At 48.3% G+C, this 15,587-nt stretch carries 13 protein-coding genes and 2 riboswitches; of the genes, 12 read left to right on the plus strand and 1 reads right to left on the minus strand.

The features are described from left to right. Positions 1-106 precede the first annotated feature (106 nt). From EL268_RS05290 to EL268_RS05310, 5 genes are all read left to right on the plus strand, one after another. Positions 107-1,102: an ABC transporter substrate-binding protein gene (locus EL268_RS05290; protein ID WP_106657603.1), complete on the plus strand. Its 996-nt coding sequence runs from the start codon at positions 107-109 to the stop codon at positions 1,100-1,102. Continuing rightward, complete coding sequence (locus EL268_RS05295) at positions 1,099-3,285, plus strand: ATP-binding protein (RefSeq protein WP_106657604.1); 2,187 nt, start codon at positions 1,099-1,101, stop codon at positions 3,283-3,285. The genes EL268_RS05290 and EL268_RS05295 overlap by 4 nt, the downstream gene beginning before the upstream one ends. 7 nt (positions 3,286-3,292) lie before the next feature. Beyond that, entirely contained in the window at positions 3,293-4,672 is a 1,380-nt protein-coding gene (locus EL268_RS05300; protein WP_106657605.1) for a sigma-54-dependent transcriptional regulator, read from the plus strand. A 158-nt stretch (positions 4,673-4,830) separates the two neighbouring features. Beyond that, complete coding sequence (locus EL268_RS05305; RefSeq protein ID WP_106657606.1) at positions 4,831-5,763, plus strand: c-type cytochrome; 933 nt, start codon at positions 4,831-4,833, stop codon at positions 5,761-5,763. A 278-nt stretch (positions 5,764-6,041) separates the two neighbouring features. Continuing rightward, the gene (locus tag EL268_RS05310; protein ID WP_106653563.1) at positions 6,042-6,698 is read left to right on the plus strand and encodes an HAD family hydrolase; all 657 of its coding nucleotides are present in this window, start codon (positions 6,042-6,044) and stop codon (positions 6,696-6,698) included. A 230-nt stretch (positions 6,699-6,928) separates the two neighbouring features. Here the strand turns inward: EL268_RS05310 and EL268_RS05315 are convergent, their stop codons facing one another. Then, positions 6,929-7,411: a hypothetical protein gene (locus tag EL268_RS05315; RefSeq protein ID WP_106653564.1), complete on the minus strand. Its 483-nt coding sequence runs from the start codon at positions 7,409-7,411 to the stop codon at positions 6,929-6,931. Between the two features lie 305 nt (positions 7,412-7,716). Continuing rightward, positions 7,717-7,865: riboswitch (FMN riboswitch) on the plus strand. A 113-nt stretch (positions 7,866-7,978) separates the two neighbouring features. Then, positions 7,979-8,123, plus strand: a riboswitch (FMN riboswitch). 134 nt (positions 8,124-8,257) lie between these two features. Between EL268_RS05315 and ribD the strand changes: the two genes are divergently transcribed. From ribD to EL268_RS05350, 7 genes are all read left to right on the plus strand, one after another. Further along, positions 8,258-9,364 (plus strand): bifunctional diaminohydroxyphosphoribosylaminopyrimidine deaminase/5-amino-6-(5-phosphoribosylamino)uracil reductase RibD, encoded by a 1,107-nt coding sequence (ribD, locus tag EL268_RS05320; RefSeq protein WP_106653565.1) that lies wholly within the window; start codon positions 8,258-8,260, stop codon positions 9,362-9,364. A gap of 19 nt (positions 9,365-9,383) precedes the next feature. Beyond that, positions 9,384-10,040 carry a riboflavin synthase gene (locus tag EL268_RS05325; protein ID WP_106653566.1) on the plus strand — a complete coding sequence of 219 codons (657 nt, stop codon included), beginning with the start codon at positions 9,384-9,386 and terminating at the stop codon, positions 10,038-10,040. Positions 10,041-10,056: 16 nt separating this feature from the next. Next, complete coding sequence (locus EL268_RS05330) at positions 10,057-11,256, plus strand: bifunctional 3,4-dihydroxy-2-butanone-4-phosphate synthase/GTP cyclohydrolase II (protein WP_106653567.1); 1,200 nt, start codon at positions 10,057-10,059, stop codon at positions 11,254-11,256. A 16-nt stretch (positions 11,257-11,272) separates the two neighbouring features. Next, on the plus strand, positions 11,273-11,737 hold the full coding sequence (ribH, locus tag EL268_RS05335) for a 6,7-dimethyl-8-ribityllumazine synthase (RefSeq protein WP_106653568.1): 465 nt from the start codon (positions 11,273-11,275) through the stop codon (positions 11,735-11,737). Between the two features lie 126 nt (positions 11,738-11,863). Next, positions 11,864-13,366 (plus strand): spore germination protein, encoded by a 1,503-nt coding sequence (locus EL268_RS05340; RefSeq protein ID WP_106653569.1) that lies wholly within the window; start codon positions 11,864-11,866, stop codon positions 13,364-13,366. Positions 13,367-13,370: 4 nt separating this feature from the next. After that, positions 13,371-14,459 carry a GerAB/ArcD/ProY family transporter gene (locus tag EL268_RS05345; protein ID WP_106653570.1) on the plus strand — a complete coding sequence of 363 codons (1,089 nt, stop codon included), beginning with the start codon at positions 13,371-13,373 and terminating at the stop codon, positions 14,457-14,459. Next, on the plus strand, positions 14,456-15,574 hold the full coding sequence (locus tag EL268_RS05350) for a Ger(x)C family spore germination protein (protein ID WP_106653571.1): 1,119 nt from the start codon (positions 14,456-14,458) through the stop codon (positions 15,572-15,574). The genes EL268_RS05345 and EL268_RS05350 overlap by 4 nt, the downstream gene beginning before the upstream one ends. Positions 15,575-15,587 lie beyond the last annotated feature (13 nt).

Here is a 15,587-nt window from a genome sequence, read left to right on the forward strand (position 1 = left end):
TCTGTTGCTGGTGCTTTTTTGTTTTTTCGTTAGAGACCAAGGTTTGTTAATTATTCACATTTTCTGCAATCATTTGCCGCTATGATGAGAGTTGGATGTGATACCTATGAAGAAACAAAAGAAAATCCTCTTTCTCAGCTTGTTAGTGGCAGGAACTCTGCTCGATTGGTCCAGTAGTCAGCAGAAACAGGACGTAGATCCGTACACGATAGGAATTGTGATTGCCAATGAGGATAGAAAAGATAAAGTAGCGGGATTGAAGGCAGGATTGCAATCGCTAGGTCTCGGTGAAGGAGCACGTGTTCAGTATGTGCCTGTGTATTTGAATACGGTTCCGACTCTTGAAGAGGAGCGCTCCCTTGTCCAGGACTTGATTTCAAAAAAGCCTGATGTAATCGTAACGACAGGGGCGCACGAGACCTTTTTGATTCAACAGGAGACAACGACGGTTCCCATTGTTTTTATTGGTGTCGCCTCATCGGTAGAGCTGCCTCTTGTTGAGACCGAGGGAACGGTTACGTGTGGAATCAGCAATGGCCAAATGAATGTCATTGGGAAAAGATTGGAGCTGACAACTCGTTTGTTGCCCGATGCCAAGCGCATTCTGATCATTGCCGATTCTCATGCTCCTACGACAGAGCAAGCTATCGTAGAAGCAGGGTCAGCTGCTTCCTTGCTTGGCGTTCGCTTGCAGGTGAAGCAGGTTGCTTCCTCAAAAGACCTAGAACAATTGCTCAGTAGGCTCTCTCCAGGAGAATACGACGCCATGCTTCCTTTACCTAGCTATGTTCTGGAAGACGCGATTACCGATTGCTTGCCTCTTTTGATCGATAAGCAATTGTTTGTCATGGGCTCTTACCCAGAGCAGGTGAAGGCTGGCTTGTATGCCGCTTACGGCGTTTCCTTTCATGCACAAGGCATGCAGGCTGCTCATATGGTGGCTCGGGTGTTGGATGGAGTTCCTCCCACCGCTCTGTCAATCGAATGGCCCGATGACGTGCGTTTAGCTGTCAATGCCACTTCCCTGTCCAAGCTTCCGATTACCGTAACAGATCAACAGTGGTCACTGGCACAAGAATGGTATGGAGTGAAGAATAAATGAGGAGGAGCATACTACCGCGCATCAATCGACTGAAGACAAAGATGCTCCTGTTTGGGCTATGCATGTCCATCATCCCTTTTCTGATTCTCGGTTATATCAATTTGCATACCAGTAAAGAAAAGGTTCGAGAAGAGGTAGACAGAGCTAATCAGATCTACGTGGAAAATACGTTGGCGCAATTAGATATGCTTTTTTTACATACTTCCCAATCCATGCAGGTGGTTCAGCAGCGTTTTCTCAATGAGCGCCCTAGCGATGATGATGCTTATTTTTTGTTGAATACGTTATTGAAAACCTCCCCTTATATGGAGGAGGTCGCGCTTTTTAATCAGGATGGAGAGTCGGAGTATTTGCTGAATCGCTGGAAACACCAAAGGCTGGACATACCCAGGGAGCAGGACAACCAACTTCTCCCCACCATTCAGTCGGGGAAACCATACATCGGAAGCATTGTCCGATCAGCGGAAGGGAAGCTGCTGGTGACGGTCGCAATCCCTCATGTATCTGCCAAAGGTGTAAAAGGCGGCATGTACGCAAAGCTCAATGTAAAACAGTTGCTCGAACAAGTCACACTGCGAGCTCGATATGAAAATGAGGCCTATTTGTTTGTCACAGATGGGAAAAGCGGCATGTTTGCAGATCCGTTTATGCTGGGCAAGCCTTCTGATGGCTCTTTGACCTATTATGAACAAGCGGTTCCTCCCGCCTGGACACTACCAAATCGAACGGATAAGCCTGTTATCCGTACGTATCAGGCTTCCAATGGAGATAGCATGGTCAACTATGCCATGCGCTCTTCTGTCACACATTGGGTCATTATGCTGGAACAGTCGAGTCAAACGGCGTTTGCTGCCTTTTCAAAATTGGAACAATCTCTGCTCTTTACGACCTTATTCATCGCACTCATCGTTCTGGGGATTAGCATTGTGTTTTCTGTCTCGTTTAGCCGATTAATGGAAAAGATCGAATCCGCTGTGCAAAAAATCGCAGGTGGTGACTTATCCGTACGTATTCCTGTGACGACTTCAGACGAAATTGGCAGGCTAGCAGCGTCCTGCAATGAAATGGCTCAAAGTCTGGAGATGAAGACCAATCAGCTTCTCGAAGAAAAAAAACGGCTTGATCTCGTCGTCAGTGGCATGGGGATGGGGTTGATTCTCGTAGATGAATCTTTTCGCATTCGCTGGATTAACCAAACAGCGTCGGCGTGGTTCCAGGATGCGGCTAATCTCCTGGGAAAAGACTGCCATCAGACGATTGGTCAGCAATTCAGTTCATGCAGTAGTTGCATGCTCCGAACGCGACAAATGGTAAACCAAAAGCAGACCGACCTTATTTCCTCCAGAGTTGATCAGAATGGGCGTGCCCGATTTTATCGACATCAGGTTTTCCCTCTGCATCCGGAGAAAGAGTCGTCTGCTTTTCTGGAGGTCATCGAGGACATCACGGAGAAACGAGAGCTGGAAGCCGCTATCGCACAAGCAGACAAGCTCGCTGCTATTGGACTTTTGGCGTCGGGCATCGCCCATGAAATCAATAATCCATTAGGCATTCTGTCGTTGTATGGACAAGACTTGCGAGACCGTTTAGTGGACGAGGATATTCGAGATTTACAGGACACAGGAGAGCTTACCCAATACTTGGACACGATGGACAAACAAATTAACCGTTGCAAGGAAATCACGACCCGATTGCTGCATTTTTCGGGAAAATCACCAGTTACCGTAGAAAAAGTAGATATTCATCAAGTCCTATCAGACATTCTCATTCTTCTGTCCCATGAAATACGTGTCAAACAGGTAACGGTTAACCAGTCTCTGTTGGCCTCTGCTCCGTTTCTTCTCGCTACGCCTGGACAGCTTCAGCAAATCTTGCTTAATCTGTTAACCAATGCGCTGTACGCGACCCAGGAGCGAGGAAATATTGAGATAGCAACGGATTCTCCTTCGAATGATCGAATCCGTCTATGGATCAGAGATGATGGATGCGGTATACCTGCAGCAGATTTGCCACATGTTTTGGAGCCCTTTTATACAACCAAGCCTCCTGGAAAAGGGACTGGTCTCGGGTTATCGGTCTGCTACGGGATTGTGACGAATTTAGGCGGAGAAATCGAGATCGAAAGTACGCCAAACAAAGGCACGACTGTTACGGTCATCCTGCCGTCGGCAAAGGGGGAATGAACAAAAGATGCACACTGACACTCGTATACTCATCGTTGATGACGAAGCAGATTTCCGCCATCTATTAACCAGTCGATTAAAGAGGAAGGGATATACCACACTGGAAGCATCTGACGGAATCAGCGCACAGCAGCTAGTAACCAGCGAAACGATTCACGTCATTTTGCTTGATTTGAAAATGCCCGGGATGGACGGTCTCTCCTTCCTGCAATGGTGCAAGGAAAGCTCTCCTGCCATTCAAATCATCGTTGTGACCGGACACGGAACAATTGAGACAGCTATCGAAGCGATGAAACGCGGCGCTTATGACTATTTGACAAAACCTTACAACCTCAATGAATTGGAGGTTTTGATTTCCAAGGCCGTCGAAAAACAGCTGTTGACCGAGGAAAACCAACAGTTGAGAGAAGCTCTATCGATAAACGGGAAAACGACGTTTCAAATCGTTGCGGAAAGCCCGAAGCTAAAAGAGGTCCTAGCAACTGCCAAGCGAGTAGCCAGTACGGATTTTCTCGTTCTCTTAAAAGGGGAAAGTGGGACAGGGAAGGATGTCATCGCGAGACTCATATATGAATGTAGTGAGAGAGCATCCGAGGCATTCGTACCGATCAATTTGGGAGCAATACCTGAAACGATGCTGGAAAGTGAACTGTTTGGGCACGAAAAGGGAGCTTTTACAGGCGCAACTGCTCAGAAAAAAGGACTGGTAGAGATTGCCCACCTGGGGACGCTCTTTTTGGATGAAGTGGGGGACTTGCCATTTCCTTTGCAGGTCAAGCTGCTCCGTTTTCTGGAAACCGGCGAATTTCGCCGAATAGGGAGCCCGGTTCTGCACAAGGTGGATGTTCGTATCATTGCTGCTACCAATGCCGATCTGGAGAAGAAAGTGGAAGAAGGAACGTTTCGATCCGATCTTTATTTCCGGCTGCATGTCATGGATATAACGATTCCGCCTCTCAGCCAGAGAAGAGAGGACATTTTGCCACTGTCGGCGTTCTTTTTGAATCGACTCAAGCGTAAGTATCCAGTCAAACCGCTTTCTGAGAACGCGCAGACAGCTCTTTTAGCCTACTCATTCCCAGGGAATGTTCGGGAGTTGGCTCATATGATCGAACGTGCTGTCGTTTTGGCAAAAGGAGAGGAAATTGACGCTAAGGATCTCTTTCCTCACGAGCAGTCAGTACCTCACAACCGGTCAGATCGGAAGCTCATTTCATCAGCAGATACTGGGGAGGAAGAGGTATTTTTACTGAAAAATGTAGAGCGAGAACATATCAAGCATGTGCTGCACGTTCTACAATGGAACAAGACCAAGACAGCTGAGAAGCTGGGGATCAGCGTACGTAATCTGTATCGAAAAATCGAAGAGTACGAGCTGCGACCGTGACATTTTGTCGCGTACTGACCATGACATTTTGGCATGGTCTTTTCTTTTTCTTGCTGTTCGGAAGCGCCGAGTCGTTCGGTTTCCTGCTTCTATGGTTTGGCATGTCTCTTGCTACTCTCATGAAGTGAATGCACGATCAACATGGAGGAGTGAGACCTATGATCAAAAAAGAGAAGACAGGCTGGAAGAAGCTGTCCATGGTAGTAGTGGCGCTGCTGGTCTTTGCAGGCTGCGCTACACAGCCGACCGCTCAACCCACCTCAACAGCGAGTGAGTCCAAAGATAAAACAGCGAGTGGGGCAACCGGAGCGATCAGTCTAGATACGTACACCCCGCCTAGTTTGGACAAGGTGCCAGAAGGGCCATTGGGAGAATCGATTAAGTATGGACATAAGTTAATGAATGAAACGAGCACAGCGATCCCTGAGTACACAGGGAATAAGCTCTCCTGCTCCAGCTGTCACGGCAATGCCGGAATGGATGCGACCTCTCCTTTAACGGGTGTCACCGCAGTCTATCCCCAGTACATTCCAAGGTCTGGCAAAGTGCTTACCATTGAGGATCGCATCAATGGTTGTTTTCAACGAAGTATGAACGGAAAGCCATTGCCTTACAACAGCGATGAAATGAGAGCGATGGTTGCCTATCTGACGTATATCTCAACAGATGTACCAGTAGGAATTAAAGAGCGCCCGTGGATAGAGAAAAATGATATGAAGAGCGTACCTCAACCGAATGTGGCAAATGGAGAAGCCCTCTTTCAAAAATCGTGTATACAATGCCATGCAGCTGATGGTTCAGGAACAGGCCCAAACTCTGGACCAGCTCTATGGGGGGATAACTCCTTCAATATTGGTGCAGGTATGGCCCGAATTTCCAAAGCTGCTGGCTACATTCAGCGCAACATGCCTCTAGGGGAAATGGGCGGTATCAAGCAAGGGTCGCTAACGGATCAAGAAGCAGCGGACCTAGCTGCCTATATTTTGTCCAAGCCGCGTCCAGACTTTGCCAAAAAGGCACAAGACTGGCCAGCTGGAGGAGTTCCAAAGGACGTGCCGTATGAAGTAGACAGCGCCAAGAAGAAGCAATAGGAACGCGGCACTTGTTCAAAAAAACGTCACCTGCATGCAGGTGACGTTTTTTTGAACGTATTGGAAAGTTTAATTGCTTTGCAGTGCGAAAGCAAACAAGCATAAACTTTCCGGAGCGAATGAAAATTTTCTGCTAAAACGTGGTCGTTCCTCCGTGAATAGGCCTCGATAGAGGTTTTCTTAACGGATTGGGCGAAACTTGCTGTACAATTGAACGAGAAGCTTTTTGAGGCAGAAAGTAGGTAACATCATCGGATTACTCAAATAGGAGGGTTCCAATGAACAGGAGCTTGCATAAGGGCATTATTTTCGATATGGACAATACATTATTGCAATCCAGAATCAACTTTCCAGCAATGAAGCAGGCCATATTTCAGCAATGGGTGGACCATGGCATCTGTGAGCCAACTCTAGAGTGGGAGAAGCATACCGCCTCTCAATTGATAGAGATTGGGAGACAATCAGAGCGAATGACAAGTGAGCTGGAACAAGCTATGTGGGAAGCAGTTACCGCGATCGAGAAGGAAGGGATGCATGGAGCTGTCCTGGAGAAGCATGCGGTGGAAGTACTGGATAAGTTAAAAGAGAACTACCATTTGTATATATTGACCAACAATGCCTATGCTGCTGCAGTAGAAGCACTGTACGAGACGGGTATCGCGTCCTATTTTGACGAAATCGTGGCCCGTGAACAAATGACGACCTTGAAGCCTTCTCCATCCGGCATCCACTATATTCGAAATCTGCATCCTGATTGGCCTGTCTCTGCATGGACGATGATTGGCGATTCGTGGATTGATGGAAGGGCGGCCACCGATGGACAAGTAGCATTTATTGCGTATCAAGGGAACCAGCTGGATATGGAGCGCCATGAGGTGACACCAGTGGTGTACATCACAGATTTGCTAGAGCTGCTAAGAGTATTAGAGGCGTAATCTGAGTCGCTGTGCACATTCGATCCAAAAAAAGACAGATATGATACAGAAGTGTATGGTTTATAAAATGATTACATGTACAAAGGCTGTCGAAAGTTCTCGACAGCCTGAGCCGTCCATCAATCGGACGATTTCTCTACCAGTTGTAGCGAGAGGACACGATTCTAAAAGTGTTAATACAATCAGGCATAGGCCACTCGCACTCTACTGATTGGACGCATGTAGTCAAATTAATTTACGTAATAGGTATAGATTGAGTAAGCGTTACTCATAGACGAGTCGTAAGAAGCTCTTGCTGCTCTTAAATAGTATGTCTCGCCTGCAACGACTTGCTTATCAAATGAATGATGATAGTAGTCTGCTCGGACACCGGAAGGGCCAGTATTTTGCACTATTTCAAGCCAAAAATCCTGATACTTGGAAGAATTTATATCTCCACGTGCATAGGCAAATTGTACTCGAATGGTACCAGATTTTTCAGCAGTGAACTTATAGTAATCAAATTTGCTATCTTCTATATTACCATTAATTTGCCCACCGATTGAATACGGATTAGCCGCTTCTCTACTGTTGTTGGGCTCATAGTCGTAATATATGGATCCCGCAGTTTTCTTGATCTCTGAAGATTTTGCTTCTACTTCTGTAGTAGTAGCAGAAATTGAGAGACTAGCTAATAGAGTGAGAGAAAGAAAACCAGCAACTACCTTTTTCATCGATATTCCTCCGATTATTAGTAGTGATGGTACAAAATGAGAATATAATACAATTAATGGGAAATCAATGTTTTTGTAATATTTTAACTTATTTTGTAATATATTAATGATTCTTGGTGTCATATAGTGGAAAGTAAGGTGATAGATTAACACAGAAGCTAAGAAAGTGAGGAAAACAAATTGCTTCAGGGGAACATCTATATCTGCTAAACAGTTTTTGAAAAGTAATTTGAACTGTTAAGCACATTTTAGTCGAAAAAAGAAAGACAATAGATAAAAGTGTGCTATACTTTGCATAACTGAATACCAGCCTTCAGGGTAGGGTGCAATTCCCGACCGGCGGTAATGACGAACGCACGTCTGAGCCCGCGACTCGCTATCGTAAGCAGTTGATAGCGACTGACTTGGTGCAAATCCAAGGCCGACGGTACAGTCCGGATGGGAGAAGGTATTTGGAATGGCCTATTTCGCTGTTTTTTTCAAAAAACGGTTGAAGTCAGGCTTCTTTCTCAACGCCCTGAGCATACTAATCACGGGTGTTTTTGTTTTTCGTAAAAACTTCATAGCGACAATCTTCAGGGCAAGGTGAAATTCCTGACCGGCGGTAATGACGTACGGACGTCTGAGCCCGCGACTCGCTGACCACGCTTGCAGCGACTGATCTGGTGAAAAACCAGAGCCGACGGTACAGTCCGGATGGAAGAAGATTTTTGTGCTTTCTTCATTTGTTTTTTTCAAAAAACGGATGAGGTAAGGCTTCTTTCCCTATGCCCTGAAACGCTTTGAGGTTTCCAGGGCTTTTTGCGTTGTGGTTGGCTGGAATGATGGAACAGAAAGGAGTGCGGTATGGAACAGGACAGCAGGTACATGGATCTGGCGCTGGAGCTGGCACGATCGGCACGAGGCCAAACCAGCCCGAATCCCATGGTCGGAGCTGTGATTGTGAAGGATGGAACCATCGTAGGGATGGGAGCGCATCTGCGCGCTGGCGAACCGCATGCCGAGGTGCATGCTCTGCGGATGGCTGGGGAAAAAGCGCAAGGCGCGACGGCGTACGTGACGCTTGAGCCTTGCAGTCACTACGGGAAAACGCCGCCGTGTGCAGAGGCATTGATCGCAGCTGATGTACGTCGTGTCGTTGTAGCGACGCTCGACCCGAATCCACTAGTGGCGGGACGAGGAATCGAGATGCTGCGGGCAGCAGGGCTGGAAGTGGCGGTGGGCGTGAGAGAAGAGGAAGCGAAGGCGCTCAATGAAGTCTTTTTTCATTACATCCAAACCAGACGTCCATTTGTGACGGTAAAGACGGCCAGTACATTGGACGGGAAAATCGCTTCGTTCACCGGACACAGTCGGTGGATTACTGGAGCAGAGGCTCGGGCAGAGGTGCATGAACTGCGCAGGCAGCACGATGCAATCCTGGTTGGGGTAGGAACGATTCTCGCTGACGACCCACTGTTGACGGCGCGCAAGGAAGAGCAGCGTTTTGGAAGCCAGCCAATTCGCGTGATTTTGGACAGCTATTTACGGACGCCGCTGGATGCCCGTGTCGTCCAGAATGCAGATGCGAAGACATGGATCTTTACGACAGGTGCCGCCCCAAGGGAAAAACAGGAGCTGCTCACGGCAAACGGAGTAAATGTCATCACAACGGCGGGGCCAATTCGCGTGGAAAAGGTACTGGATACGTTGGGAGAGCTGGGGATCACCTCGTTGCTTGTGGAAGGCGGGCAGGAAATAAACGGCTCCTTTTTGCAGGCGAGAGCGATTCAAAAGGTCGTGAGCCATATCGCGCTAAAGCTGATCGGGGGAAGCGGCGCGCCCTCGCCATTCGGTGGTCAAGGCTTTGCGACGATGGGAGAAGCAGTACAACTGACGAATGTCACGATCACATCGATCGGGAAAGACGATGTACAGATTATCGGGTACCCACAATGGGAGGATCAGACGTAGCAAGTGAGGAGGAGAGAGCATGTTCACGGGACTGGTCGAAGAAGTGGGCGTGTTGGAATCGATTCAAGGGAACGAACAGGCGAGTCGACTGGTTATCCGCGCACAGCAGGTACTCGAAGGGGTGAAGCTCGGCGACAGTATTTCGGTCAATGGCATTTGCCTTACGGTTACTTCTTATACCAATCGTCAGTTTAGCGTCGATGTGATGCCGGAGACGATGAACAAGACTAGCTTGAGCCAATTACGCAGCGGACAACGGGTCAATTTGGAGAGAGCGATGCGGCTGGGGGATCGTTTTGGCGGGCATATCGTCTCCGGACATGTGGATGGGACCGGAACGGTTGTTTCACGAGAGGTAAATGCGAATGCTGTCGTGTTTCGGATTGAGGCCAAACCGCTGCTGTTGAAGTACGTTATTACCCGTGGATCGATTTGTATAGATGGCATCAGTCTCACCGTGGTGGACGTAAACGATAGCGGTTTTACCGTTTCGATCATTCCGCATACGCTGGCGAATACGAGCCTTGCAGACAGACGATCTGGGGACTTGGTGAATCTCGAAACAGATGTCATCGGTAAATATGTGGAGCGTTTGTTAGGTTATCAAAACCATGGCGGTACAGAAAAATCTGGCGGGCTCAGTCTAGCCTTTTTGCAGGAAAACGGCTTCGCGTGAGTAGGAGGGAGAAAGCATGTTTCATCGCATAGAAGAAGCATTGGAAGATTTGCGTCAGGGCAAGGCGGTCATCGTGGTAGATGATGAGGATCGGGAAAACGAAGGAGATTTTGTCTGCATGGCCGAAGCGGCTACTCCTGAAATGATCAACTTCATGGTTACTCATGGGAGAGGACTCGTTTGCGTACCGGTGACAGAAGAGCACGCGACGCGCTTGCAGCTTCATCCGATGGTGAATGCCAATACAGACAAGCAAGGAACGGCTTTTACCGTGTCCATCGATGAAGGAAGTACACACACAGGGATATCCGCTCATGAGCGCTCTCAGACTGTCTTGGCCATGCTCGATGATCAGAAGACCGCAGAAGACTTCCGCAGACCGGGCCACATTTTTCCGTTAATCGCGAAGTCTGGCGGTGTATTGCGCAGAGCGGGACATACGGAGGCGGCAGTTGATTTGGCTCGCTTGGCGGGGGGGATTCCGGCAGGAGTCATTTGCGAAATTATGAACGGGGATGGCTCCATGGCGCGTCTGCCGCAATTGGTGGAAATCGCACGCCGCTTTGATCTCAAGCTGATTACGATTGCTGACTTGATCGCGTATCGGATGCGGACGGAATCCATGGTGAAAAGGGAAATCGAAGTGCAGCTTCCGACCGCCTACGGTGATTTTCGGATAGCGGCCTACACGAACGAGCTGGATGGCAAAGAGCATGTAGCTCTCATCAAGGGAGAGATCGGACCGGATGAGCCCATTCTCGTCCGCGTGCACTCGGAGTGCTTGACAGGCGATATTTTCGGCTCTCATCGCTGCGACTGCGGTCCACAGCTGCACGCTGCATTGGAACAGATCGAAGCGAACGGACGCGGCATTTTACTGTACATGCGCCAGGAGGGCAGAGGCATTGGTTTGATCAATAAGCTGCGTGCCTACAAGCTGCAGGAGGAAGGCTTGGATACGGTTGAGGCCAATGAAAAGCTAGGGTTCGCCGCTGATCTGCGGGATTACGGTATCGGGGCACAAATTTTGCGAGATTTAGGAGTGCAGCGCATGCGGCTGTTGACCAACAACCCACGAAAAATCCGCGGGCTTACCGGTTACGGATTAACAGTAGAAGAACGGGTGCCGCTTCAAATGCCGGAGCATCTGCACAACAAACAGTATCTATCAACAAAACAAGAGAAGCTGGGGCACCTGCTTCATCTGCACGGATAAGGAGAGGGAATAAGCGATGAGAACATTCGAAGGACATTTGGTTGGAACAGGTTTGCGTGTAGGGATTGTGGCAGGACGCTTTAACGAATTGATTGTGAGCAAGCTGGTCGGAGGGGCTCTCGATGCCCTGAAGCGCCATGGCGTAGAAGATGAGCACGTCGACGTGGCTTGGGTACCGGGGGCATTTGAAATTCCGTTGATTGCCAAAAAAATGGCGGAATCCGGTCGCTATGACGCGGTTGTTACATTGGGAGCTGTCATTCGTGGCTCCACTCCGCACTTCGATTACGTATGCAATGAGACGGCAAAAGGAGTGGCGTCCCTATCGCTATCGACTGGGATACCCGTTATTTTTGGTGTTTTGACGACAGACAATATTGAGCAAGCCATCGAGCGAGCGGGAACAAAAGCAGGCAACAAAGGCTGGGAAGCAGCAGCGGCAGCGATCGAAATGGCCAATTTGTCCAGGCAGTTCGCCTAATCATTTCATATAGATAACGAGATAGTTAAACGGGGGCTTCTGCTCCCGTTTTCTATTTTTTTGGATAAAATCACCACGGACAGGTCAAAGTAAGAAAGATTTTCCTGAAAAAAGGGGGGATCTAGCCTGAAGCCGACCGATTGGTGGAAAGCGCAAGTAGAGGCCATACAAGCAAAGCGGCGCAGTGGTTCAGTTCATGCACGGCGCAGCGAACAAATTACACCGGAGATGGTCAAACAATGCATGCAAAACGTGGATGACCTCAGTAGCTTGTCATTGAAGATGAATGACGAAGAGGTACACGTTTTTTTTCTCGATACGCTGGTAGATGTGTCCCAGATTTATGAGGATGTCTTTCTTCCATTGCAGCGTTCCGATGGCAGAGACCCGATGCAGGCGCTCCCTTTCTCACAGGAATGTCTTCTTGACGATATGGAGACGTTGATGAGCAACTTGCTACGTGGTCATACCATCCTGTTTTTCCTGGATAGGAATCTCATTCTGCATGTGAATACATTTCAGGTCCCGCATCGTTCCATTACGAAATCCGAGACGGAGGCGACCGTCCTTGGACCGCAAGACTCCTTTGTTGAAATGCTGGAGATCAATTTGTCCTTGATTCGGAGAAGACTGGCTACGCCTCATCTGAAAATATCGAGCTACACGATTGGCACCGAGGCGCAGAACAAGGTAGCCGTGATTTATTTGGACAATATCGCGAACGCGGAAAATGTGGAGCGCGTGAAAAAAAGGATCGACAATGTCATTTACCCTGGATTTGTCGGGATGCCAGTCTTAAAGCAAATGCTGGAGGACAAGCCGTACTCTCCGTTCCCGCAGTTTGGGTTGACGGGTCGGCCTGACAATGCGACAGCGGCCTTGTTGGACGGCAGGATCGTAATCATGCTGAATGGCAGTCCGGATGCCGCCATCTGTCCGACTTCCTTTCTGGAGATGTTTAGCAGCCCCGAAGACTTCTACAACCGATGGTCAACGGCGAGCCTGCTGCGGATGATTCGCTTTTTCGGATTGTTTATCACCATTATGCTCACCTCCAGCTACGTCTCTGTCTTGACGTATCATCCGGAAATGCTTCCCCCCGCTTTGCTGACGATTTTGTCTGAATCACGCAGTCGGGTGCCTTTTCCGCCCGTGATCGAGGTACTCATTATTGAGCTTGTCATCGAGATCCTGCGGGAAGCGGGGATACGCATGCCGACTAAAATTGGCCAGACAATCGGTATCGTTGGCGGTATCGTGATCGGGACTGCCTCTGTACAAGCGGGGTTAGCCAGTAATATCCTGATCGTCCTTGTTTCGGTATCGGCACTGCTTTCTTTTGTGCCACCCAATTTTTTGATGAGTAATGCGATTCGGCTCGTTCGCTATGGCTTCATCTTGATGGCAGGCGTATTGGGCATGTACGGCCAGATACTGGCACTGGCGTTTTTATTCGCGCACTTGCTCAATTTGACTTCACTCGGGACGCCGTATATGGCTCCGGGGGTTCCGCGTCAATGGACCGATTTGATGAATAGTCTTGTACGTGCACCATTGAAGTTTATCGTCAATCGCAACCGCATGTCCCGGGCAAAGCAAAAGCATGTCCGGCCAGTTGGGGAGGACTAGGGAGATGGATAGAGGGAGAATTCACAGCCTGAATCCGATCCTGGTAATCGGATTGATTATGAATACGATGGTGGGGGTTAATTTACTTGGACTGGCTCATCATGCAAGCAAAATGGGCTACAACCTGTGGTGGTCTCCGATTTTGCTGGGGTGCATTGTCAGCTTAACGCTAATTCCGATGATGGCCTTGTGCCGACGCTATCCAGAGGATAATCTTTTTCGGATTCACGAAAAGCTGTTGGGAAAATGGCTGGGACGATGTTTCAATATCCTGATTATCGTCTACGCCATTCTGAATGTATCTACCGCCAATGAAGGATACATCAGGCTGGTTCAAACCTCCATGCTAAGCAATCAGACAGCCACGTTGCCATTGCTCGGATTGACATTGGTCATGGTCTACATTACAAATGGCGGCATCAAATTGATCGCGCGCTTTTGCCTGCTGACCTTCTTTTTTACGGGCTGGATGGTTTTTCTTTTGCAGTACGGATTTCAAAAGGGAGGAATCACGCATATTTTTCCTCTTTTTCATACAGATTGGCGCAGTATGGCCGAAACCGTGCACAATTCGTACGCGAGTATGCTTGGGTATGAATTGGTCCTGTTTTTCTACCCATATATCCAGGAGAAGAACAAGGCACACAAGCATGTGCTGATTGGGATATGGATCGTTGTTTTGTTGTACGTCATGATCCTGATCACGAGCGTATCTTATTTTTCCGAATGGCAAATGGACAATCTCATTTATCCCATTTTGAATTTATTTAAGGCTGTAGAGCTGTCTTTTTTGGAGCGGATCGAAAATCTCGGGATTGGTCTCTGGGTCTTCCTCATTCTCAGCACGAGTACAGGATATTTGTGGGTTGCGCGTAAAGGTCTTGAAGAAATGGCAGAAAAGACTCGACTGTGGCATCTGCTTTTACCGACAATCATTTCGTTTTTATTCATTGTGGGGCCATTATCTGTAGAAAAACAACGCTACATTTATGACAAGGTGACGGTATATATAGCCTATGGATTGATCTTGTGGCCGATTTTTTTGTTATTGATTCATTCCTTGAGGTTCGGTAGAGGAGAGCGGGTATCATGAAGAGGGCGAGCTGGTTCATCGCTACAGTTATCCTCTTGCTCAGCCTTTGCGGTTGTGGGCGCGAACTCGAACGGCCGGCACTGGAAGACATGGCTATGATTGGGGTTATGGGTTTTGATTATGTGGATCGTGAAAAGATAGATGTAACCGTGTCGGTACCGGTACCATCCAAGAATAAAGAAACGACACAGGTGTACTCGACTCATGCCTCGATGACCAGTGAGGCCATGCTGAATCTCGCGACAAAAGCAGAGAGAACCATGTCCCTCTCGCAATTGCGTGTGATTTTGTTCAGTGAAGAATACGCCCGCAAAGTAGGGATCGGAAAAGTCATCCTCGATCTCTATCGCAATCCGATTGTAGGAGAAAATGTATACATTGCTGTCGTACAAGGAAAAGCGAAAGATGTCATCAAAGGAACCTATAACCACAGGCCGGAAATCAACACGTATTTGAACAACTTGCTCCGTCCGCGAGTGGAGACGGCCTTTTCGTCTTTTGCGACCATTCACGATTTTGTTTTTATGATGACCAGCAACACAATGGACCCCAATCTTCCTTATCTCATCCACATTAATGGAGAGATTCAGATCATCAAGGCGGCCCTTTTTCGAGTAGACAGGATGATAGGATTTTATTCACAGCGAGAGGGGAAGATGGTTCAGGGGTTTCTGGGAAGAGAACGTTTGCCACGTATGAGCTTCGAGTTCCAACACGTGACGAAGACAGGTAAAAAACAAACGGAAAGGGTCGTCTTCGATTTTGTGCGAGCAAAAACAAAGGTAAGAAGCAAAGGCAGCCTGAAAAAGCCTGTCATCGACATCGATCTTCGGGTAAGAGGGATGCTGGTAGGCTATTCAGGCAACAAGGATTTGGAGAAGCGGCCTCAATATCGGGCCTTGGTTCGAGAGCTTGAGACACGGATCAAAAAGGAGAGCATGGATATGCTGGTACGTTTTCAAAAGCAAGGGGTTGACCCGGCGCAGCTAGAGGAGAGCATTCGCCAAAAATACTATGGGAAATGGACACGGGAAACGGGTCTCGCCCTTTATAAAAAAGCTAGATTCAACGTCAAGGTTCATGTGGATATAGTCGGTTTTGGCACACTGAAATAAGGAGCGATAGCAT

Source organism: Brevibacillus brevis (assembly GCF_900637055.1).
Classification (GTDB): domain Bacteria; phylum Bacillota; class Bacilli; order Brevibacillales; family Brevibacillaceae; genus Brevibacillus; species Brevibacillus brevis.

Excerpts from the sequence above, each read along its gene's own strand:
- EL268_RS05350 (WP_106653571.1), top strand. The coding sequence starts at position 14,456 with ATGAAGAGGGCGAGCTGGTTCATCGCTACAGTTATCCTCTTGCTCAGC.
- ribD (WP_106653565.1), top strand. The coding sequence starts at position 8,258 with ATGGAACAGGACAGCAGGTACATGGATCTGGCGCTGGAGCTGGCACGA.
- EL268_RS05305 (WP_106657606.1), top strand. The coding sequence starts at position 4,831 with ATGATCAAAAAAGAGAAGACAGGCTGGAAGAAGCTGTCCATGGTAGTA.
- ribH (WP_106653568.1), top strand. The coding sequence starts at position 11,273 with ATGAGAACATTCGAAGGACATTTGGTTGGAACAGGTTTGCGTGTAGGG.
- EL268_RS05290 (WP_106657603.1), top strand. The coding sequence starts at position 107 with ATGAAGAAACAAAAGAAAATCCTCTTTCTCAGCTTGTTAGTGGCAGGA.
- EL268_RS05300 (WP_106657605.1), top strand. The coding sequence starts at position 3,293 with ATGCACACTGACACTCGTATACTCATCGTTGATGACGAAGCAGATTTC.
- EL268_RS05295 (WP_106657604.1), top strand. The coding sequence starts at position 1,099 with ATGAGGAGGAGCATACTACCGCGCATCAATCGACTGAAGACAAAGATG.
- EL268_RS05330 (WP_106653567.1), top strand. The coding sequence starts at position 10,057 with ATGTTTCATCGCATAGAAGAAGCATTGGAAGATTTGCGTCAGGGCAAG.
- EL268_RS05310 (WP_106653563.1), top strand. The coding sequence starts at position 6,042 with ATGAACAGGAGCTTGCATAAGGGCATTATTTTCGATATGGACAATACA.
- EL268_RS05345 (WP_106653570.1), top strand. The coding sequence starts at position 13,371 with ATGGATAGAGGGAGAATTCACAGCCTGAATCCGATCCTGGTAATCGGA.
- EL268_RS05325 (WP_106653566.1), top strand. The coding sequence starts at position 9,384 with ATGTTCACGGGACTGGTCGAAGAAGTGGGCGTGTTGGAATCGATTCAA.
- EL268_RS05315 (WP_106653564.1), bottom strand. The coding sequence starts at position 7,411 with ATGAAAAAGGTAGTTGCTGGTTTTCTTTCTCTCACTCTATTAGCTAGT.